Source organism: Streptomyces sp. NPDC090994, assembly GCF_044768905.1.
Lineage (GTDB): Bacteria > Actinomycetota > Actinomycetes > Streptomycetales > Streptomycetaceae > Streptomyces.
In genome coordinates this window covers 125,096-144,388 of record NZ_JBIVWS010000014.1, presented here as the reverse complement: position 1 = coordinate 144,388, position 19,293 = coordinate 125,096, and the positions used below count along the sequence as shown (strand labels likewise).

The window sequence follows — 19,293 nt, the reverse complement described above, 5'->3', positions numbered from 1 at the left end:
CCTCGACCGGGAGAAGCCCATGCAGAACAGCACCGCGCCCACCAGCTCCCTCCGCCTGTTCGACGACCGCGTGCTGGCCGACCCGTACCCCTCGTACGGCGCCCTGCGGTGCACCGGCGCCGTCGTGCGCCTGGAGGAGTACGGCGTGTGGGCCATACCGCGGCACGCCGATCTCGCCGCGATCCTCAAGGCCCCGGACGTCTTCGGCTCCGAGGGCGGGATAGCCCTCACCACCCTCGCGAACCAGGAGATCCTCGCCGGCACGGTCCTCGCTTCCGACGGTACGCGGCACGCCAAGCTGCGCCGGGTGCTGTCCAAGCAGCTCGCTCCCCGCGCGATGAAGGCCCTGGCCCGCAGGATCACCGACCGCGCCGAACGCCTGGTGGACCAGTACACGAAGCCGGGTCGGTTCGACGCCGTCGCCCTGGCCCGGCACATGGTCTGCGACACGGTGATGGAGCTGATGGGCCTGCCCGACGCGGACCGGGAGGTACTGCTGTCCGGTGCCGCGGCGACGTTCGACGTGTTCGGCCCGAACGGTGACCGCTACCAGCAGGCGCTGCCGCTGGCGTCCCGCATGGTCGAGATGCTCCACGAGAAGCTGATCCGCGAGAACGTGCCCCCCGAGTCGTGGATGGGGGCCATCTTTGAAGCCGTCGACGCGGGGCAGATCGAGGAAAGCGACGCGATACCGCTCGCCTCGGCGTACACGGCCGCGGCCATCGACACCACCGTCCTCGGCCTCGCCGACTGCCTCGTCCAGCTCGCCCGGCATCCGCAGCAGTGGCAGACCCTCCGCCGCGACCCCGTCCGCTGGGCCACGCCGGCCTTCCACGAGGCGCTGAGACTCGAAGCCCCGATACAGGGCTTCGGGCGGCTGCTGACCAAGGACGCCGACATCGGCGGCGTCCGCCTGGCCGCGGGCGACCATGTGTGGCTGCTGTACGGCTCCGCCGGCCGCGACCCCCGCCACTGGGGGGACGAAGCCGACGAATTCAACATCAGGCGCCTGCGCAACCACCAGCACCTGGCCTTCGGCGGCGGACCGCACCTGTGCGCCGGCATCCCGCTCGCCGAGCTCCAGGCCCGATCCGTCCTGCGCGCCCTGGCCGCTCGCTGCTCCCACCTCACGCTCGACGGAGAGCCGGTCCGCGTCCTGAACAACCTCCTGCGCGGCTACAGCAGCGCGCCGCTCGCCGTCGAACTCGCCCCCCGCCCGCCCGCCTCCGGCACCCCGGCCCTCTCGGCCGAGGCGTGCCAGCAAGGACCCGTGACATGACCCTCGCGACCCTCGCGACTCGTACCGCTCCGGACCCGCCGAGTGATCTCGCCGTGGCCGGCCGGCCGCGCCGGGTCGGGCCCGACTGGGAGGTCCTGCTCATGCCCGAGCGGCTCGGCCGGCTCCTGACGAGCGCCCTCGCGGGAAGGCCCGCGCGGACAGCCCCTCTGGGCTGGGTCTTCGCGCACGCCGGTCAGTGGGGGGTCTTCCTCCCCCCGGAGTCCGACGAGCCCGCCTGGCCGGCGGACACGACCTACCTCACGACGGGCACCAGCCTCACCCTCCCCCCGGCCGGAGCCCGGCCGGACGCGTGGACCGGCGCCTCCGGATGGGTGAGCCAGGACGGCAACCTGCTCAGCCGGCCGCTCCTGCTCCACCCCGTCCTCACAGCCGTCGCCGCCGACGCATAGGGGCCCATTCGCGCATCCGCCGCCCATCAGCAACAGCCATGACCGCGGCCAGCCGACTCCGAGTCGCGCCGGGCACCGCCATGCGCACCGAGAAGACCGAGACCGGCACCGCCTGACCAGGAGACGTCCGTGCAAGCTCCAAGCGCTCCACCGTCCACGAACCCGCCCCCCGTACGGCGCAGTCCCCTGTACATTGCCCCGTTCGCGGGCGAGTTCGCGGGCGACGTGACCGTGCTGTTCGACGAGAACGGGCACGTCTACTTCGCCGACGAACGGCCCGAGGACCGCGACGTCGACGGCCTGCTCTGGGAGCGGTGGGAAGGGGCACAGACCGGCGAGCTGGACTGGGCCGCGCATCACCCCGCGCGCCAGCGCGAGGTCATGGACGGGCGACCCTTGTGCGGCGTCTGCAAGGGCGACCCGGACCGTGACGAACGCGGAACGCTCTGGCTCCTGCACGCCGATGAGAACGTCCAGGCGCTCGTGTCCTTCCTCGGCAGCGTCACGACCGCCACGCCGGCGGTCTGCATCTCGTGCGCCCGGCGCGCCCTGCGCGCGTGCCAGGAGCTGCAGCGCGGGTTCATCGCTCTGCGCGTGCGCGAGGCCCCGGTCATCGGCGTGCGCGGCACCCTGTACTCCCCCACCGAGGCCCCGCTGGCCAACCAGGTCGTCCGCTTCGGGGATGTCGCCCTGCACCGGGTGGTCGCCCGCCAGCTGATGCGCGAGCTGATCAATGCCGAGCTCGACGAAACCACCCTGGCGGCGGGCTTTTCCACGACGGTGCCGGCTGGGGTCGCGCTGCCGGGCCCCGGCCCGGTGTGGGGGTGACCACGATGCGCAGAGCGGCACTCTTCGACCTGGACAGCACCCTCACCGACCACGCGACGGCATTCGCCTCGTGGGCGGAGGAATTCTCCGCTTCCACCGGCATCCCGGTGTCCGCCCTAATGCGAGCCGAGACGTGCCATGCCGGCGCCCGCCACGCGTTCTTCGCCGAGCTCAAGAACGCCTTCGGGCTCCGGCGCTCCATCGCCTCCCTGCACGCCGACTACCGGCGACGCTCCGCCGAGCTCGTGCCCTACCGTCCCGAGATCTGCACCGCCATCCAGCAACTCGCCGACAGCGGCTGGGAACTGGGCGTCATCACGAACGGGTCGCCCGACGCGCAACGCCTCAAGCTCGAAACCGCGCGCCTGACTGACTACTTCGCCTCGGTCGTGATCTCCGGCGAGTACGGCATCCGGAAGCCGGACGCGGCCCTGTTCCAGGTCGCACTGGACGAGCTGGGCGTCGCCGACCCCACCCACGGGGTGATGACCGGCGACTGTCTTATCGCCGACATCGGCGGTGGACAGCGTGCGGGTCTGCGCACTGTGTGGATCGCCAACGGCCGTACCTGCCGCGACTTCGACCCGGAGCCCACTCACCTGGCGCAGGACGTGGTTGAGGCGGCCGACTGGCTGCTCGGCAACCCGCCTCGTCCGGAACGACCCTCTCTCCTCTCTCTTGTGGGCGGGTGAATCGGCTGTGCGAGGCAAGGACATCGCCCGGCTGGCCATCTTCGTGATCGCCATCGCCGTGATCATCACCGCCGCACAGCTGCCCACCCCGCTGTAATCCGCGCCGCACGCGAAGCCTCGCGTCATCTGCTCCGCCGGCGTCATCGCACCCGTGGCGCCCGCGATCCGCGGGCGTCGACCCGCACGACATGACAACCACCGCGGTCCCCCGCAGGACCATCGATCAGAACGGACTTCCATGGCTGGGCGTATCGAGGACTACGCACTCATCGGCGATCTCCAGACGGCTGCGCTCACCGGCCGCGACGGGACGATCGACTGGTTGTGCCTGCCCCGGCTGGACTCGGAGGCCGTGTTCGCCGGGCTGCTGGGCACCCCCGACAACGGTTACTGGCACATCGGCCCGTCGGTGTCCGGGGCCGCCGACTCGCGGCCTGCGGCCAACCGCCGCTGCTACCGCGGCGACACGCTCATCGTGGAAATGGAGTGGGACACCCCGACCGGCACGCTGCGCGTCACGGACTTCATGCCGCCGCGTATGGGCGCTGACGACACACCGCGCCTGGTCCGGATCGCCGAGGCCGTCACCGGAACGGTCGACGTGGACGTCGCCCTGTCCTTGCGCTTCGACTACGGCAAGGTCGTGCCCTGGGTCCAGAAGACCGCCGACAACCGCACCTGCGCGGTCGCGGGCCCCGACTCGGTCTGGCTGGACACCGATGCGGAAACCCACGGTGAGTCGCTGACCACCCGCTCTCACCTCACTCTCACCGAGGGCGAGCGCACCACCTTCACCTTGAGCTGGCAGCCCTCCTACAAGGGCGCGCCCGACAAGCTCGACATCGACCAGGCCTTCGAGGACACCGAGAAGTTCTGGACGGACTGGGTCTCGCACTGCGAGTACAACGGCCCCTACCGGGCCGCGGTCATCCGCTCGCTGATCACGCTCAAGGCGCTGACGAACCTGCTGACCGGAGGGATCGCCGCGGCTGCGACCACCTCGCTGCCGGAGGAGATCCGCGGCGTCCGCAACTGGGACTACCGCTACGTCTGGATCAGGGACGCTGCGAAGATCCTGGCCAGCCTGATGCAGGCCGGCTACCTCGACGAAGCCCGCGCCTGGCGGGACTGGCTGCTGCGCGCGGTCGCGGGCGACCCGGAGAACCTGCAGATCATGTACGGCATCGCTGGGGAACGCGAGATGCCGGAGACCACGCTGGACTGGCTCGTCGGTTACGAGGGGTCGGCGCCGGTGCGCATCGGCAACGGCGCCGCCGGCCAGCGCCAGCTCGACGTGTACGGCGAAGTGATCGGAACCCTGCACCTCGCCTCCCAGTTCGGCCTCGAACGCGACGAGACCAGCAACACCCTGCTGATCAAGCTCGTGGAGTCGGTCGAGACCCACTGGCGTGAGCCTGACGCGGGCATCTGGGAAGGCCGCGGCCCCAGCCAGCACTTCGTGCACTCCAAGGTGATGGCCTGGGTCGCGGTCGACCGGGCAGTCAAACTCGTCGAGGACGGCCATGCCGACGGTCCTGTCGAGCAGTGGAGGAAGCTGCGGGAGACCATCCACCAGGACGTCTGCACCAACGGATACGACGCCGAACACAACACCTTCACCCAGTACTACGGCGGGCAGGAACTCGACGCCGCGCTGCTGCTCATCCCTCAGGTGGGCTTCCTGCCGGCGGACGACGAGCGGGTCATCGGCACCATCGAAGCCGTCCAGAGGGAGCTTTCCACCTCCGACGGGTTCGTCCTGCGCTACCTGACCAGGGGCAACGGCGTCGGTGTGGACGGGCTGCCGGGTGATGAGGGCGACTTCCTCGTCTGCGCGTTCTGGCTGGCCAAGGACCTCGCCCTGATCGGCCGGCACGACGAGGCACGCGCCCTGTACGAACGTCTTCTCGGCCTGAGCAACGACGTCGGGCTGCTGGCCGAGGAATGGGACTCGAAGCTGCAGCGGCAGCTCGGGAACTTCCCCCAGGGCTTCAGCCACATCGGCATCGTGGAGGTAGCCCTCGAGCTGGAACGCCTTGAGCAGCGGGCTGCGCTGCCCGCGCTCGCGGGAGCCGCCCGATGAGTCTGAACGCTGTCGCCGAGGGCTTACCCCCAAGGGGCGACGCTCCCGCCACGGATCCCGTCGGCGCCAGCGCCGTATTCCCCAGGGACGTCGTGGTCGTGACCGCCGACCGCGTCGACCGCACCTGCCATGACGCCATGAAGGTCCACTACGAGCGCCATCCCGACGTCGCTGTCGTGCTGGTGGCCGACGTCGTCGGCGCCCACGACATCGTCGCTGTCGCGCCGTACGGCGTGGCAGCGGTGGTGCGCACCTCCGAGCTGCACGACGACCCGGACCTCCTCCAGCGTGTGAAGGCCCTGGCCGCCGAAGGCGGGCACCGCCTCCCGCCTGGACTCGGAAGCAGCATCCGGACCGCCGCGGCCGAGCCGACGCGTCAGCAGACGCTCGGGCAGCCCGGCATCCTCCTGAAGCCCTCGGAGGTCGACGTCCTGCTCCTCGTGGCTGAGGGGCTGACGCGTATGGGCATCGCCCGGCGGCTCGGCCGAGACCCCGAGCAAGTCCGGTCCACGCTCAAGAACCTCTTCGTTCGGCTGGGCGTACACCAGCGGGCCGAAGCAGTCGCCTACGCCGCCCGCGCGGGCCTTCTGTGGACCATGTCCGACCGGGAGGCACGGTGAGTCCTCTGCCCCCTCAGCCGGCACGCGTCGATGCTCCCGTTGCCCCTTCCTCGACACCGGCGCCCTCCCTGCGCGGACACCGCAGCTTCCAGACCTACTGGCTGGGCGAGGCGACAGCCCTGGCCGGCTCGTCCGTCTCCGCAGTCGCGCTCCCGGTGATCGCAGCGATGGAACTCGACGCCACCCCGGGCCAGGTTTCCACGCTCGCCTCCGCCATGATGGCGCCCGCGTTCCTCCTCGCGCTGCCCGCCGGCGTCGCGGGCGACCGCTTCTCCAAGAAGCATCTGATGGTGGGCACCGACCTCGCGGCGGCCGCGGTGGTCACAGTGGTCCCCGCCTGCTGGGCCACCGGCACGCTGTCCATGCCGGTCCTGTACTGCGTGGCGCTCCTGCTGGGGGCGCTGACGGTGCTCCACCAGGCCGCGGCGATCGCCATCGTGCCCGAGCTGGTGGAACCCGAACTCCTGCCCGATGCCAACGCCCAGGCGATGGCGGCCTACGCCGTCGCCGGATCCGCCGGAACCTACGTCGGGACCGCCGCGGTCAGTCTGCTGGGCGCCGCCCGCTGCCTGCTCCTGGACTCCGCGTCCTACCTGATCAGCGCCTGGTGCGCCTCGCGCATCTCCACCATCCACGCAGCCCAGCCTTCAGCCGTCCCGCGCACCGGAATGATCACGTCGATCCGTGAGGGCATGGCGCACGTACTGCGAGATCCGCTCCAGCGGCCCCTGGTCCTGACGATGGCCTACCACGCGTTCGCCGAGGCCATCGTCACGACGTACTTCGCGTACTACCTGCTGACCGAACTCGACTACGGCGACATCGGTCTCGGACTGGTGCTGGGCGCGGTCGGGGTCGGCAGCCTCGTAGGCGCCTTGGTCGCCAGCCGGATGGTGCGCCGGCTGGGAACCGGAATGGTCCTGCTCGTCGGCTTCGCCGCGTACCCCATATGCGGGATTCCGCTTCTTCTCGCCCGCTCCGGACACGGGTGGTTGATCACCTTGGTCGCCGCCAGCGCCGTCAAGGCGGTAGCGGTCACGGCGGCCGCCTCCACACAGCGGTCGCTCCGCCAGCAACTGTGCCCATCTCACCTTCAGTCCCGTGTCCAGCAAACCTCCGTGTGGCTGGTTGCCGGGGCCCGGCTCCTGGCGACCCTGGCCGCCGGCGCCGTCGCTGCCGTGGTCGGTGTGTGGGCCGCGCTGCTGACCGGCACGGTGCTCCTCCTCAGCCCCGTAGCGCTGCTGTGGGCCTCGCCCGTCCGCCAGCTGAAGGTCATGCCCGGCGCCACCACAGCGCTGTCCGCTCAGATCAGTCGACCGATGGAAGGAGGCGGAGACCGTGTCCACTGATCGCGCTCGGTACGACGCCGCCTCTTCCCCCGTGCGGCTGCAGAGCCCTCGACAAGCCTTCCCCACGTCCTGTGCCCCCGCCTTGAAGGAACCCCTCGTGAAGGTCTCGATTCCACCAGACCGCATCCCCCTGGGCCCTCAGCAACAGGCCTTCGTTCCGCGACAACGTCCGCGCGCTGAACACCGTGGGGAGGTGTCGGCACTTGCCCTGCGCGATCTGCGCTTGCGTATCTCGGTGGCGGTGGCGGGCATTCTCCTCGCCGTGCGTGCTCCCCTTCCGGGGCTCGCCCCGTCCGGGCAGTACGCCGTCTTCCACGCGACCTCCGTACAGCCCCAACCGGTGTGGCCGTGCGCCGAGTTCACGGTCGCTGGCGGCCTGGCATGACCACTGTGACGACTGCTTTGCACCGTGACGCCGCAGCGTCTCGCCTGGGCTTGCTGCGACGCGCGCAACTGGAGACGGTCCTGCGACGTGAATCAGGCGAGAAGCGGATCGCTCTGTACGTACTGGTCAGCTCCGGGCAGGACCCCGCTCCCCGTCTCGCCGCCGCGCAAGCCCTCGCGACCCGCCTGGGCTGGACGGTCGCCGATCGCACCTTCGACGTCACGGGACCGACCGACCCGGACACACGACCCCAGCTCGCCCGGCTGCTCGCCGCGGCCCGGCGCCAGGAGATCCACGGCATCCTCGCCGCCTCTCGGGGCGACATCAGCGACGACGACAAGGAGTACGAGGCGATGCTCGAGCACATCCGAACCCTGGGCGCCGGACTCGCCCTCGCGCGCGAGGAGAACATCCTGTGACCTCACCGAGAACGCCCGCGGCGGAGGTGACGACACGGAGCCCGGAGACGAACCCTCCCCCCAGCCGCCTCGATCTGCCCTTCATCGAGACAAGTAAGAAGCTCACCGGATCTGCGCGGGCGGAGTTCGCGCAGAAGGACGTGGCCGCCTACCGCACCCCGGGCGGCACCGTCACCATCCGGGAGAACTGCAAGGCGACGAACCCGTCCTACGGCGCCATCCACTCTCTCCTGAGCGAGGCCAGGGCCACCAAGTGCGGGCGCCGCACCGCAGGCACGGAAGAGCAGGTGAGCTCGTGAACGAGCCCCGCCCGTCCGAACCGGGTTACCCCGCTCTCGCGGAGGACCTGCTGGACCGCGCGCAACGGGCCAAGGAACACTGGCGCACGCCCGGCGCCGAACGCCTCGGCATGTCACCGCACGCGCTCGCGGCCCTCGCCCAGACCCAGCACGACAACGCCGCCGGGCTGAAGCGGATCGTCGAACGGCTCGGGCAGTGGCCAGGCCGCAGCACCGTGGGGGCGGACGCCTGCCAGGCCGCCGTGGACATCGCGGTGCACAGCGACCACGACCCGGTGCTTCAGCGGACGCTGCTTGGTCTGCTCCGGAGGGCCGTGGAAGCCGGTGACGCCACCAGCGCCCAGCTCGCTCACCTGCACGATCGCTGCCTCGTCAACGCCGGGCAGGCCCAGGTGTACGGAACCCAGCACTGGTACCGCCCCGACGGGCTCCTCGAACCCCACCCGATCGCCGACGCCGAGCAGCTCGACACCCGCCGGGCCGGCGCGGGCCTGCCGCCGTACAGCGAACAGGCTCGCCGTCTGCGCGAGCGGCACGGGCCGATCGCCTCCTTATCCGTCTCGGCTGCAACGGAGGCCGCCCCTCTGCCGGAAAGGCACGCGGCATGAACGCAAGCACGATCACCGCGCTGAACTGGAACGTCGAAAAGGGCATCAACTGGGAGGAGGCTGCGACCTGGGTACAGCAGCAGGACCCGGACATCTTCTTCCAGCAGGAGGTCCAGCCCGGACAGCTCGACGTCCTCGCCGAGCGTCTGGGCATGGACGGGTACATCGCCGTCCACCGGCCCGGCAGCAACAACGACAACGCCATCTTCCTCAAGCGCGGCGGCCCGCTCGCCTTCGTCGAGGAGTACGAGCAGAGCTGGGCCCCCTGGCACGCCCCGGCCAACATCGCGGTCAAACTGCGCGACGACGACGGCACCTTCAGCCCGCGGCAGATCAGCTGCGTCAGCGGGCACGCCTGCTACTGGTCCGCCGAGTACCGGCTGACCGAAGCGAAGTGGTGCTCCACCCTGGCCAAGCCCGGCTGGCTCGCCCTCCACTTCTGGGACTGGAACAGCTACCGCGCCGACGAGGGCGGTCCGTGGGAGGACTACGACGACCTCGCCTTCGTAGCCAACCGCACCTACTTCGAAGGCGGCCGCCGCCACACCGACGACCGCCCGGACCGCGAGATGCTCGCCGCCGGATACGTCGAGATGGGCCGGCACGCCGCCGAGCACCTCGGCCAGCCGGGCGCGCTGAACCCCTCCTCCGGCTACCGCGACCACCCCGGGCGACCAAAGGGCCCCAGGTACTGCATCGACCGCGGATACCTCAGCGCGGAACTCGCCCCCGCCCTGACCAGCTTCACTGTCTGCGACACCCCGGAACTGCGCCGGCTGTCCGACCACCTGCCCCTGCGGGCCGAGCTCGACGTCGCGCAGATGCGCACCATCCTGCACCGGCCCGCAGCGATGTATCAGCCGCACGACAACCGGCATACCGCGTCGGTCCATGGCCACCACCAGGCCGCTTCCGGCGGTGCGGCATGACCATCACCGTTCGGCTGGGAACGTACAACCTGCTCAACGGCGGCGGTGAGCGCTGGCGCGCCCAGGCGGACTTCCTACGGGCGCAGAACCTGGACGTCCTGTGCCTGCAGGAGGCGAAAAGGTGGGACGAGGGCGGCTACGCCCGCATGCTCGGCTTCGCCGACCTTCTCGGGATGCAGGCCCAGTTCGCTCCGTCCAACAGCCACAACTGCCACCTGGTCACCCTCTACCGGTGGCCCCGCGTGCGGTGTACGGCGTTCCACCCCGATGTCGCAGAAGGCACCTTCCACCATGCCGTCTCGCGCGCCCACCTCACGGTGGACGGGCACGCACTCACCGTGCTCAACACCCACTTGGCCCCGTTCAACGGCAGCAGCCGGGCCCGCGAAGCCGACTGGCTGACCGAGTACGGCGCCGCTGGCCGGCGCGTCGTCCTGGCCGGAGACCTGAACGTCCAAGGCCTTGTCGACGAGGAGCTGGAGGACTGGGGCGTCATGCCGGCCGAACTGCACTCCCGCCACCGGTCGCAACTGCACGACGGCAGCTACGGCGGCAGTGACCGTCTGGCGATGGCCAAGCTCGTGCACGCCGGTTTCACCGATCCTGTCGCGGCGCTCGGCATCCCGGTGCCACGCACGGCCGGCTACTGGAGCGACGCCGAGCGGTGGGACCACCGCTCGGATCACATCCTCCTCGCTCCGGGCCTCGCGCCCGCCCTGACCGGGTGCGAGGTCCCCGATACCGAGGAAGCCCGGGGCCTGAGCGACCACCTGCCGTTCATCGTCACGCTCGAACTGCCGCAGGCGGGGGCAGCATGATCCACGTCAGGCGTCCTGGGACTTGTGCCGCCCTCACTGCCGGTTGGGCAGACCAGACGTGGCGCCCCATGCGGACGCGCTTCGGCCGGGTCAGCCGGGCGTGGAGACGATCGGACTCTCCTGATGTCGTCGTGCTGAGTCCGATCCCGGTCGGGGCGTCACGGCCCGTCCCGTTCATCACCCTGCACGAGGGCGCACGACTGTCCCGGCAGTCCCTGCCCGCGCGTCGGCCCTGCGGTTCCTGGAGGTCTTCGCCGAGGACGCAGTCGCCGAGGTCTCCGACCACTCCCCGGCCCGGGCTCCCTTCGACCACGCGATCTTCCACTGCATCCTCATCCCCGCCCGGGTGAGCCCCGCCGCGTCCGCCCACTGTCGAGACCACGAACAGGGATTGCCGTCTGTGACCAATCAAGTGCGCATCACCTGCTGGAACATCGAGCACAACGGCCGCGGCCGGAGCGGAGGGGAAGACCACCGCGACCTGGCCCGAGACATCCTCGCCTCCATCGAACCGCACATCGTGCTGCGCCAGGAACTGACCGGTGCGTGGGACCGCGGGAAGGCCGACCTGTACGCCGAGGCCAATCGCCTCGGCGGCCTTGTCCCGTTCATGCCCGCGCCGCGGGAAGGGCGCAGCAGGAACCCGGTCGGGGTCATGGTCGACCCCAATCTGTTCCTCATCGACGGCTACTTCGAGCACGACCTGCCGTGGAAGCCGATCTGCAACCCCCGCGTCCGCCTCAAGGGCTGCTCCAAGTCGCTCGACCTCGCCTCGGCGCACCTGTGCCACTACGACCCGGACCTGCGCGCGACCGAAGCAAGGCGGCTCACCACCCTCGCCGACCACGGCCGCAGCGCCCTGGTGGGGATGGACGCCAACAGCTACCCGCACCAGACAGCGCTGGAGTCCGTAGCGCTCCCGGACTGGGGCACAGTCGAGGACCGCATCCACTTCCAGCACCGCACCATCGAGCGCGACGGCCGGCGTGTCTCGGACACCCGGCCGGACGAGATCCTCTCCGGCGGCAACCCCGTCTTCACCGACCTCGGCCTGCACGCCGGCACCATCCTCGGCCAGCCCGGCGCCCTTGCGGCGACGGCGAGCCTGAAGCGCAACGATCAGGGTCCAGCCCAGCGCATCGACCGCATGTACTGCACCCCCGACCTCGCCCCGGCCCTCCTCGCCTTCGACGTCCTGGCCACCGACGAGGTGCGGGAGGTGTCCGACCACGCCCTACTGGTCGCTCACTTCGACCTCGACGTCCTCCGCCAGGTCCTCACACCCGCCCGCTGACACTTCGACCTCTGGGGAAAGCTCCATGCTCATCAACGCGGCGATCTGCAACTTCGAGAACAACGGCGGCGGCGACCGCGCACTGTGGAAGCGGATGCACGACCGGCTGGCCTCGCTCGACCTGCATCTGCTCCTGCGGCAGGAGGTGTGGAACGCGCAGGACAACGGCAACGAACTCGCGGACGCGGCCGAAGCCGTGCTCGGCATGGCCAGCCTGCTCGGCCCGGAGTGCTGCACCGCCCTCTACCACGACCCGGACCTCTTCATCCCGGTCAGCGAGTACCCGAAAACCGGCCCCGTGTGGGCGCTCCCGCCGACCGTGTGCAGTTTCAAGCTCGCCGGAACGGCCCCCGACGCCACCCCGCTGATCGTGGGCTCCTACCACCTCAACTACTGCTCCACCACAACGCGTCTGGCGGAGGCCGAGTGGCTGACCAAGTGGAACGACAAGTGGGTGAAGGACGGCGACTGCTACGTCCACTACCCCGCGCTGCTCGGCGGCGACAACAACAGCTACCCCGTCGTCGGCACCCCGGGAGACCCGGCCTTGCCCGTCCTGGAAAAGATCCGCGACGAGCCCCACCGGGCTCACCGTTCCTACCTCGGGGCGGACGGCGTTCGCCGGATGGACGACCGGCCGGACGACACCTTGCGCACCGCCGGTCTCCAAGACGTCGCCCGCCACCTCGTCGCGTCCACGGGCGACACCAGCGCGGTCGCGCCCACGGTCGACGCCTGCGACACACACGGCCCCAGTGCGCGCATCGACCGGATCTACGCCAGCAAGCAACTCCTGTCTGCCGTCCGCGAGGTCGAGGTCATCGACATGAAGGGCCTGTCCGACCACCACACGGTCGTGCTGCGCCTGGACCAGGGCACCCTCACCGACATCCTCAACCACCCGCTCACCCGGGCGGCATGACCGATGTCCACCTCGCAGGAGGGACTGCGGCATGAGTGACCCCCGTTCCGTGCAGATCGATCTGCTCTCGAACCTCAATGGCGATGTGTGTGAGGAGCTCGCGGTTCTGGCTCAGCGATGCATTAGCGGGTACAGCGACGACCGGCCGGTCAGCGCCTCCCTGGTGCACTCACGGCTGACGAACGCGCTGACCGGCGCGGGGCCCGTCCTCGCGGTGGCCCGCGACGGGCAGGAGGTGACCGGCTGGTGTGCCGTGCGGCGCCCGGAGCCCGGTGAGGCGAGGGCGCGGCTGTGGGGTCCGGTCGTGGAGCCGTCGGCTCGCCGAGCAAGTCTCGGTCTGAGGCTGCTGCAGACGGTGGTGGACGCGGTGCAGTATCCGCTGGTGACCACGGACGTGCCCGTGGACCGGGACGGCGCCGGCATGTTCTTCACCAGGTCCGGGTGGGAGGTGCTGGACACCATCACGGTGTTGCACGGCACCCCGTCCGACGGGCCCGGTGCCGTCACCGCAGTCGGCATCACCGGGCTGGAGGCGTACGTCGCCGCGGCCGGCCGCCGGTTCGCCGGTCTGGAGTCGTCGTTCGCCGCGTCGACGCTGCCGCGGTGGCGGGACGACGCACGCTTCAGCGCCGAGACGCTGCTGCTCGACCCGCCGACCGGGTCGCTGCTGCTGGCCCTGGTCCAGCGAAACGCCACCGGCAGTGAGCTGCTGGTGGCCGAGGTGTGGGCCGCCGACGCGGGGGTCCGCAGGCGGCTCATCGCCCAAGCGCACGCCCTGGCCGCCGAGCGGCAGGTTGCGACCGTGCGCGCGGTGACGCGGCAGGACCCGGCCGACTTCACCGCCAGCGGCATGCGCGTCACCGGCCGCTGCCTCACCTACACCCTTCCCGGCGAGCGTTGAGCCCCGGGCATCCCCTACCCCCTGACAGGAGGGCGTCCATGCCCACATCCGTGAAACCGCCGCTCGTCCACGCGGTCGACATCATCGGCACTCAGGACGAGGCCCGGCATCTGGCCGGTGAACTCGCCGCCCGCCTCGCTCTCACCACCGGCGTGCAGAGCATGGACTGGGACGAGACCTCAGCATCGTGGCAGTGCACGCTCGCCGACGGCGGCCGCGGCCGATTGACGCTGGCCGCCCCGGCGGACCCGGCCGCGGCCGCCGCGCACACCCACCGGATCGTGGCGACGTTCGAACAGGGCCCCCCGGCCGCGGCTGAGGCGTTCTTCACGGCCGTACGCCATCTGCCGTTCACCGCCACCGAGGTCGCCGCTGCCGTGTCCGAGCTGCCGCTGACGAGTCACCTGGCCGACCGGTGGGCCGACAAGCCGCTGTCCGGCGTCGGTGTGCTGCTGACGATTCACCACATGCGCGACTTCCTCGTGCTGGTCGACAGTCTGCTCGCCCTCGGCGTGGACCCGGGGCACATGACCGTGATCGACAAGGAGTACCCCTACGCGCACACCCACCGGGTGGACGCGCACCTGGTGCAGCGGCACGGCATCGCCGTGTGGCGATACCGGGACCTGCGGGCGGGGATCGAGGACCACACCGCCCGGGTCGCGGCCGCAGGCAAGCGCACCGTGGTCATGGACGACGGCGGCTACGTGATGCCCACCGTCCTTCGCGAACTGCCCGGGCAGGCGGACCACTTCGTCGGGCTGGTGGAGCAGACCACCTCCGGTATCCGCAAGGTGGAAGGGCTCGACCTGCCGCTGCCGCTGTTCAGCGTGGCCGAGAGCGACATGAAGTCCATGATCGAGTCGTACGGCATCGCCGACGCGGCCGTCCGCAACACCCTGCGGCTGCTGCCGGACGAGAAGCTGGAGGGTCAGGCCGCGCTCGTACTCGGCTTCGGCCGCATCGGGCACGAGGTCGCCCGCGTCCTGGAGATGCGGCGGATGCGGGTCGCGGTGTTCGACTCCGACATCACCCGTCTGGTCGCCGCGCACGAGGAAGGGTTCCTCACCGGTAAGTCGCTGGAGCAGCTGGTGCGTACGCACCGGCCGAGGCTGGTCATCGGCTGCGTCGGCAGCCGCAGCTTCGGCGCGCGCGAGGCCCGGCTCCTGCCGGAGCGGTCGTTCCTGGTCAGCACCACCAGCCGGAATTTCGAGTTCGATCTGGAGGAGCTGCGCGCCGCGAGCACGGCGGTGATGGACCGGGGCGTGCTCGGCACCGGCTACCAGCTCGCCGGCGGCCCCGAGATCGTCGTCCTCGGGCACGGCATGCCGATCAACTTCCACTACGCCGAGTCCCTGTCCAACCGTTACGTCGACCTGGTCCTGGCCGGGCTCGCGGTCGGCGCGGTGGCCCTGGCTCGCGCCGACGAGCGGCTGCGACCCGGGCACAACGTCGCCGCGACCAACCTGATCCTCGCCGAGGCGGGCATTGTCGATGACTACTACCGCCTCTACGGCCCGGCCGCCGGAGGCGGACGTGGCTGAACGGATCTTCACCGTCGACGACCTCACCGGCGCCCGGTCGGTGTGCGGCTGCCTGGCCTGCAACCTCAGTGCCGTGTTCGCCGAGCACCTCACTGCCCTGCGCACCGGCTACCCCGGAGCCGTCACCACCCTTGGCCACCGCGGGCCGTCGCCCGGGACAACCGCTGTTCCGCACTTCCTCTCCGTACGCCTGGACAGCGGGATCGCGGACGTCGTGGTGTGGGAGGAGATGCGCCCGCACCAGCTGACCGCATGGTTGCCGGCCCTGGACGCCCAGGCCCGGGTGCCGCAGTTGGCCGCCCGGATCCCGCGCCTGGTCCGTATCCGCCAGGCCATCCGCACCGGCACCTTCACCCCTTCCGGAGCGGCCGGAGAGGCCTTGTCCGCCGGAGGCCGTTACCCCTCGTTCCGCTTTCTCGTCGAGCACTGGCCCACCCTCAACAAGGAGTTCACCTCATGACCGCTGCTTCCTCCTCCACCGCCCCGGACTTCGCGACCGTCGGTTCCGGTTACGCCGCGTACTCCGGCGGCGGCCGTGGCCGTCTGCGCCACGACATCACCGCACGCCGCGTGCTGGCCGAGCTCGGTGAGCGGCCTGCCCGCGTCCTGGACGTCGGATGCGGCGACGGGGAGATGGTGCTGCGCCTCGCGGCCGCCGGACACGTGGTGTCCGGCGTGGAGAAGTCGCCCGGCATGCTCGAGGCCGCCGCCAAGCGGGTCGCCGCCGTTCCCGAGATCGCCGAGCGAGTGACCCTGAGCGAGGGCGACATCTACACCCTGCCGTTCGACGACGCCGCGTTCGACGCGGTCGTCTGCCACGGCGTCGTGATGTACCTGGCCGACTCCGTCGCCCCCGTCGCCCACCTCGCCCGGCTCGTCGCCGACGGCGGCATCCTCAGCGTCCTGACGAAGAACCGGCTCGCCGTGGGCGTGCGCGAGGCGCTGTCCGGCGACTACGCGTCGGCCCGGGCGCAGATCGAGAGCGGGCAGGCAGCGAGCGTCGGCAACCTCGGCATCACCACCCGCGGCGACACCCCCGACCACCTGGACGACCTCGCCCGCGCGAACGGACTCACCCCCCTGCCATGGCAGGGCGTGCGGATCTTCCACGACCACCGCACCGACTGGAAGCCCGCCGAGGAGGAGTACCAGGCGGCGCTCGGGACCGAGTGGGCCGCCTCCAGCCGCAGCCCGTACCGGGAGCTGGGCCGTCTGGTGCATGCCGTGGCCCGCCGTGAGGCCACCGTATGACCAGCGGGGTCATCCGGCCGCTGACCATCGCCCACCTCGCCCGGGCCCTTGAGGCCCGGGCGGGGCAGCCGATGGAGGCGCTGCGCTGCTACGAGTCGCTTGCCGCGCTGTGGATCAGCTGCTGCGACACCGGCACGCCGGGCGCGCGAGTGCTGCGGGAGATGACGTTGCGCGCCGCCCGGCGGGTCGCGGCCGGCGAGGACACCCTCATCGCGCCCGAGTTCGACCGCATTCCCAACCGGCTGACCAGGGACGCTTCCCTCGTGCGTCTGCCGGCGTCCCTGGCCGTCCAAGGTGTGGAGTGGCAGGACGCCCTCGCCCTTGCCGAAGCGTGGCTGGCGGTCCGGCGGGACGCCGGGCCGGTTCTCGTCGCGGGGGTGCGCACCGGCGGGGCCTATCTGGCGCCGTTGGTAGCCGCCCGGCTGGAGGCCGCGGGCGTGGATGTGCGGGTGACGAGCGTGCGGCCCGGCGAGGACCTGGATGTCCGGGACCGGCGGGTGCTACTCGTGGACGACCCGCCGCTGACCGGTCGTACCCTGCTCGGCCTCGCCCAGAGCGTGCCGGGTCCGGCCGGCGGCGAGGTGCTGGTGCCCGTCTTCGACGCCGCCGACGTGCAGGGACTGCGCCAGGAGGGGATCGCGGTCACCGTGCTGCCGCGCGAGCGGTGGCAGTCCACCCGCCGCCTTCAGCCGGACGCCCTGTCCGCCTACCTGAACGCACACGCCGACTGGCAGGACGCCGGGCCGGCACCGGCGGTGGACGGCCTCGTGCCCGGGCGGGAGAACTCAGCCCTGACCCCGTGGCCGGGCGTACGGCGTCGCTCCCCGGCCCGGGCCGCCGTCCGGCTGACCACCTCTGCGGGCATTCGGCACGCGGTCGCCGGATGGGTGCCGCCCGGAATCTTCGGCGACACCGCCCGGGCCGCGGCCACCTTGGTGCGCAGCCCCGTGGTCCCGGCCACGCTCGCCGTGGCGCCCGCGCTGGTGGTCAGCGAGGACCTCGCCACCACCGCTCCCCTCGGCCCCCAGCCGCCGCCCGGGAAGCTGGAGGAGGCAATGGACTACGTCCTTACCCGCGCCCGGCAGCTCCCGGTGGACTCCGCAGTACCCGGCGGGCCCATGCCCGCGGTCCTGCAGACGGTGGCCCGGGCCCTGACCGGAACGGACACCGCGGTGGCGGCGCCAGCCGCCGCGCGGATGCTGCAGCTGCTGTCCGCGCTGGCCCCGGCGCTGCCGGACAACCGGTGCGAGGCGGAGAAGTGGTTCCTCGACGACGCCGGACGCCTGCGCAAGACCGGGCACCTCGCCCACGCCTACCGTCGCGACAACGAGCTGCTCACCCCGCTGCTCGATCTGGCCGCGCTCTCCGTCGCGTTCGGCAGCAGCCTGGACACCGTCGCCGACCGTCTCGCCCGCCGCCTGCCCGGCAGCAGGACTTGGTACGCACCGCTCGCTGTCGCGCTGCTGTGCTACGGGACGGCACGGGGCGCGCAGCTCCCGCGCACCTACAACCCGCAGCGGGCGGCCGAGACCGCCGTGGAGGCGTACCGGCTTCAGCGCGGCATGTCCCAGGCGGCTGAGGCCCTGCAGCGCGTCCTGAGTGACCTGGTCGGCGGCCCGGAGACGGCCGTGCCTGGCGTCGTGCACCGGTGGCAGGAGCCACCCGGGGCTCTGGTACAGCCCCGGTTGCCGTTCGGCGGCACCGCCGCCCGCCCGATCGGCCCCGGCCCGACGGGCGAGGAGACGCAGATGGCGCTGAAGGCCGTCGCCAGCTGGGCCGAGGGCCGCGCTCAGGCCGTGCGCGAAGGCGACGTGCTGCTACTCGCCCCGCTCCAGGCGCCGTCGGCGTGGTCCCGGGACCAGGCCGTGCTGGAGGACCTCGCCCGGCTGCTGCCCCGCCCCGGACTGTTGGCCTGGTGCGGTGTACCGGTCGTGGCGCTGGGCGAGGTGAGCTGATGCTGGTGTTCGACTTTGACGGTGTCCTGCACGACTCCCGTGCCCGGGCCTGGCGCTGCTACCAGGACGCCCGCAAGGAGATGGAGCTGTGGGCGTTGCCTGACCTGGCCGGGCCCGGCGATCTGCCGGTCATCTACCAGGGCGTGCTGAGTGCTTCGCTGACCCGCTGGATCGACTTCGAGATAGCCGAGCGGTTCTGGAAGAGGCACGCCGAGCTGACCGCCCGGGCCGCCGCCGGTGAACCGTACGGCGTCATCCCGGAGTTGGCCGGACCGCTGGCCGACCTGGCCGCCGGGCCCGGCTACGCGGTGGTCACCGGAAGCCACCACACCACCGTCCGCACCCTGCTCGCCCGCACCCTCACCCCGGAGGCGATGCCCCGGATCCTGCTCTCCCGCGACGAGCCGGGCAGCAAGACCGACAAACTCCGCGATCTGCGCACCCGGTGGGGCGCGAGCGCGTACGTCGGCGACACCGGCAGCGATGTCCGGCACGCCCACGCCGCCGGTCTGACCGCGATCGCTGTCGCCTACGGCTATGCGAGCCGTGAGGACCTCACCCGAGCCGAACCTGCCCGGCTGCTGGGCACCCCGGCCGACCTGGCCACCTGGTGCCGGGCCCAGACCGCCGGCCCCACCACCGCACCGGAGCCGTCCACCACCACCTGACCGCATCCCGAACACCGCCCGCCCGCCCTCCCCCGGGGA

At 71.3% G+C, this 19,293-nt stretch carries 21 protein-coding genes; all 21 read left to right on the top strand.

Annotation, left to right across the window (positions count from 1 at the left end; all coding sequences use genetic code 11):
• The first annotated feature begins 19 nt into the window (after positions 1 to 19).
• The 21 genes from ACIQR3_RS26095 (at position 20) to ACIQR3_RS25995 (ending at position 19,254) form a co-directional block, all read left to right on the top strand.
• Positions 20 to 1,279 (top strand): cytochrome P450, encoded by a 1,260-nt coding sequence (locus ACIQR3_RS26095; RefSeq protein ID WP_403542968.1) that lies wholly within the window; start codon positions 20 to 22, stop codon positions 1,277 to 1,279.
• Positions 1,276 to 1,689 carry a hypothetical protein gene (locus ACIQR3_RS26090; RefSeq protein WP_403542966.1) on the top strand — a complete coding sequence of 138 codons (414 nt, stop codon included), beginning with the start codon at positions 1,276 to 1,278 and terminating at the stop codon, positions 1,687 to 1,689. Before ACIQR3_RS26095 ends, ACIQR3_RS26090 begins: the two co-directional genes overlap by 4 nt.
• Positions 1,690 to 1,914: 225 nt before the next feature.
• Complete coding sequence (locus tag ACIQR3_RS26085; protein WP_403542965.1) at positions 1,915 to 2,517, top strand: hypothetical protein; 603 nt, start codon at positions 1,915 to 1,917, stop codon at positions 2,515 to 2,517.
• A 5-nt stretch (positions 2,518 to 2,522) separates the two neighbouring features.
• Entirely contained in the window at positions 2,523 to 3,209 is a 687-nt protein-coding gene (locus ACIQR3_RS26080) for an HAD family hydrolase (protein WP_403543067.1), read from the top strand.
• Positions 3,210 to 3,447: 238 nt separating this feature from the next.
• Positions 3,448 to 5,292, top strand: coding sequence for a glycoside hydrolase family 15 protein (locus ACIQR3_RS26075; protein ID WP_403542963.1), 1,845 nt, complete (start codon positions 3,448 to 3,450; stop codon positions 5,290 to 5,292).
• A 98-nt stretch (positions 5,293 to 5,390) separates the two neighbouring features.
• On the top strand, positions 5,391 to 5,912 hold the full coding sequence (locus ACIQR3_RS26070; protein ID WP_403542962.1) for a LuxR C-terminal-related transcriptional regulator: 522 nt from the start codon (positions 5,391 to 5,393) through the stop codon (positions 5,910 to 5,912).
• Positions 5,909 to 7,261, top strand: coding sequence for an MFS transporter (locus ACIQR3_RS26065; protein ID WP_403542960.1), 1,353 nt, complete (start codon positions 5,909 to 5,911; stop codon positions 7,259 to 7,261). Before ACIQR3_RS26070 ends, ACIQR3_RS26065 begins: the two co-directional genes overlap by 4 nt.
• 193 nt (positions 7,262 to 7,454) lie before the next feature.
• The gene (locus tag ACIQR3_RS26060) at positions 7,455 to 7,646 is read left to right on the top strand and encodes a hypothetical protein (protein WP_403542959.1); all 192 of its coding nucleotides are present in this window, start codon (positions 7,455 to 7,457) and stop codon (positions 7,644 to 7,646) included.
• Positions 7,647 to 7,696: 50 nt separating this feature from the next.
• A complete protein-coding gene (locus ACIQR3_RS26055; RefSeq protein ID WP_403542958.1) occupies positions 7,697 to 8,065 on the top strand; it encodes a recombinase family protein in 369 nt (122 codons plus the stop codon).
• Positions 8,062 to 8,364 carry a helix-turn-helix domain-containing protein gene (locus tag ACIQR3_RS26050; RefSeq protein ID WP_403542956.1) on the top strand — a complete coding sequence of 101 codons (303 nt, stop codon included), beginning with the start codon at positions 8,062 to 8,064 and terminating at the stop codon, positions 8,362 to 8,364. The genes ACIQR3_RS26055 and ACIQR3_RS26050 overlap by 4 nt, the downstream gene beginning before the upstream one ends.
• A complete protein-coding gene (locus ACIQR3_RS26045; protein WP_403542955.1) occupies positions 8,361 to 8,972 on the top strand; it encodes a DUF6624 domain-containing protein in 612 nt (203 codons plus the stop codon). Before ACIQR3_RS26050 ends, ACIQR3_RS26045 begins: the two co-directional genes overlap by 4 nt.
• Positions 8,969 to 9,901, top strand: a complete 933-nt coding sequence (locus ACIQR3_RS26040) for a hypothetical protein (RefSeq protein ID WP_403542953.1) — start codon at positions 8,969 to 8,971, stop codon at positions 9,899 to 9,901. The genes ACIQR3_RS26045 and ACIQR3_RS26040 overlap by 4 nt, the downstream gene beginning before the upstream one ends.
• Entirely contained in the window at positions 9,898 to 10,719 is an 822-nt protein-coding gene (locus ACIQR3_RS26035) for an endonuclease/exonuclease/phosphatase family protein (protein WP_403542951.1), read from the top strand. The genes ACIQR3_RS26040 and ACIQR3_RS26035 overlap by 4 nt, the downstream gene beginning before the upstream one ends.
• Before the next feature lie 400 nt (positions 10,720 to 11,119).
• The gene (locus ACIQR3_RS26030) at positions 11,120 to 12,013 is read left to right on the top strand and encodes an endonuclease/exonuclease/phosphatase family protein (protein WP_403542950.1); all 894 of its coding nucleotides are present in this window, start codon (positions 11,120 to 11,122) and stop codon (positions 12,011 to 12,013) included.
• A 25-nt stretch (positions 12,014 to 12,038) separates the two neighbouring features.
• Positions 12,039 to 12,935, top strand: a complete 897-nt coding sequence (locus ACIQR3_RS26025) for an endonuclease/exonuclease/phosphatase family protein (protein WP_403542948.1) — start codon at positions 12,039 to 12,041, stop codon at positions 12,933 to 12,935.
• Positions 12,936 to 12,966: 31 nt separating this feature from the next.
• Positions 12,967 to 13,836, top strand: coding sequence for a hypothetical protein (locus ACIQR3_RS26020; RefSeq protein ID WP_403542946.1), 870 nt, complete (start codon positions 12,967 to 12,969; stop codon positions 13,834 to 13,836).
• 38 nt (positions 13,837 to 13,874) lie between these two features.
• Positions 13,875 to 15,380 carry an NAD(P)-dependent oxidoreductase gene (locus ACIQR3_RS26015; protein ID WP_403542945.1) on the top strand — a complete coding sequence of 502 codons (1,506 nt, stop codon included), beginning with the start codon at positions 13,875 to 13,877 and terminating at the stop codon, positions 15,378 to 15,380.
• A complete protein-coding gene (locus ACIQR3_RS26010; protein ID WP_403542943.1) occupies positions 15,373 to 15,840 on the top strand; it encodes a hypothetical protein in 468 nt (155 codons plus the stop codon). Before ACIQR3_RS26015 ends, ACIQR3_RS26010 begins: the two co-directional genes overlap by 8 nt.
• Positions 15,837 to 16,631: a class I SAM-dependent methyltransferase gene (locus ACIQR3_RS26005; protein WP_403542941.1), complete on the top strand. Its 795-nt coding sequence runs from the start codon at positions 15,837 to 15,839 to the stop codon at positions 16,629 to 16,631. The genes ACIQR3_RS26010 and ACIQR3_RS26005 overlap by 4 nt, the downstream gene beginning before the upstream one ends.
• On the top strand, positions 16,628 to 18,586 hold the full coding sequence (locus ACIQR3_RS26000) for a hypothetical protein (protein WP_403542939.1): 1,959 nt from the start codon (positions 16,628 to 16,630) through the stop codon (positions 18,584 to 18,586). Before ACIQR3_RS26005 ends, ACIQR3_RS26000 begins: the two co-directional genes overlap by 4 nt.
• Positions 18,586 to 19,254 carry an HAD family hydrolase gene (locus tag ACIQR3_RS25995; protein ID WP_403542937.1) on the top strand — a complete coding sequence of 223 codons (669 nt, stop codon included), beginning with the start codon at positions 18,586 to 18,588 and terminating at the stop codon, positions 19,252 to 19,254. Before ACIQR3_RS26000 ends, ACIQR3_RS25995 begins: the two co-directional genes overlap by 1 nt.
• The last annotated feature ends 39 nt before the right edge of the window (positions 19,255 to 19,293 follow it).

What these genes read in the sequence shown, in the direction of transcription:
- ACIQR3_RS26095 (WP_403542968.1), top strand. Translation starts at nt 20, where the DNA reads ATGCAGAACAGCACCGCGCCCACCAGCTCCCTCCGCCTGTTCGACGAC.
- ACIQR3_RS26090 (WP_403542966.1), top strand. Translation starts at nt 1,276, where the DNA reads ATGACCCTCGCGACCCTCGCGACTCGTACCGCTCCGGACCCGCCGAGT.
- ACIQR3_RS26080 (WP_403543067.1), top strand. Translation starts at nt 2,523, where the DNA reads ATGCGCAGAGCGGCACTCTTCGACCTGGACAGCACCCTCACCGACCAC.
- ACIQR3_RS26075 (WP_403542963.1), top strand. Translation starts at nt 3,448, where the DNA reads ATGGCTGGGCGTATCGAGGACTACGCACTCATCGGCGATCTCCAGACG.
- ACIQR3_RS26040 (WP_403542953.1), top strand. Translation starts at nt 8,969, where the DNA reads ATGAACGCAAGCACGATCACCGCGCTGAACTGGAACGTCGAAAAGGGC.
- ACIQR3_RS26035 (WP_403542951.1), top strand. Translation starts at nt 9,898, where the DNA reads ATGACCATCACCGTTCGGCTGGGAACGTACAACCTGCTCAACGGCGGC.
- ACIQR3_RS26025 (WP_403542948.1), top strand. Translation starts at nt 12,039, where the DNA reads ATGCTCATCAACGCGGCGATCTGCAACTTCGAGAACAACGGCGGCGGC.
- ACIQR3_RS26020 (WP_403542946.1), top strand. Translation starts at nt 12,967, where the DNA reads ATGAGTGACCCCCGTTCCGTGCAGATCGATCTGCTCTCGAACCTCAAT.
- ACIQR3_RS26015 (WP_403542945.1), top strand. Translation starts at nt 13,875, where the DNA reads ATGCCCACATCCGTGAAACCGCCGCTCGTCCACGCGGTCGACATCATC.
- ACIQR3_RS26005 (WP_403542941.1), top strand. Translation starts at nt 15,837, where the DNA reads ATGACCGCTGCTTCCTCCTCCACCGCCCCGGACTTCGCGACCGTCGGT.
- ACIQR3_RS26000 (WP_403542939.1), top strand. Translation starts at nt 16,628, where the DNA reads ATGACCAGCGGGGTCATCCGGCCGCTGACCATCGCCCACCTCGCCCGG.
- ACIQR3_RS25995 (WP_403542937.1), top strand. Translation starts at nt 18,586, where the DNA reads ATGCTGGTGTTCGACTTTGACGGTGTCCTGCACGACTCCCGTGCCCGG.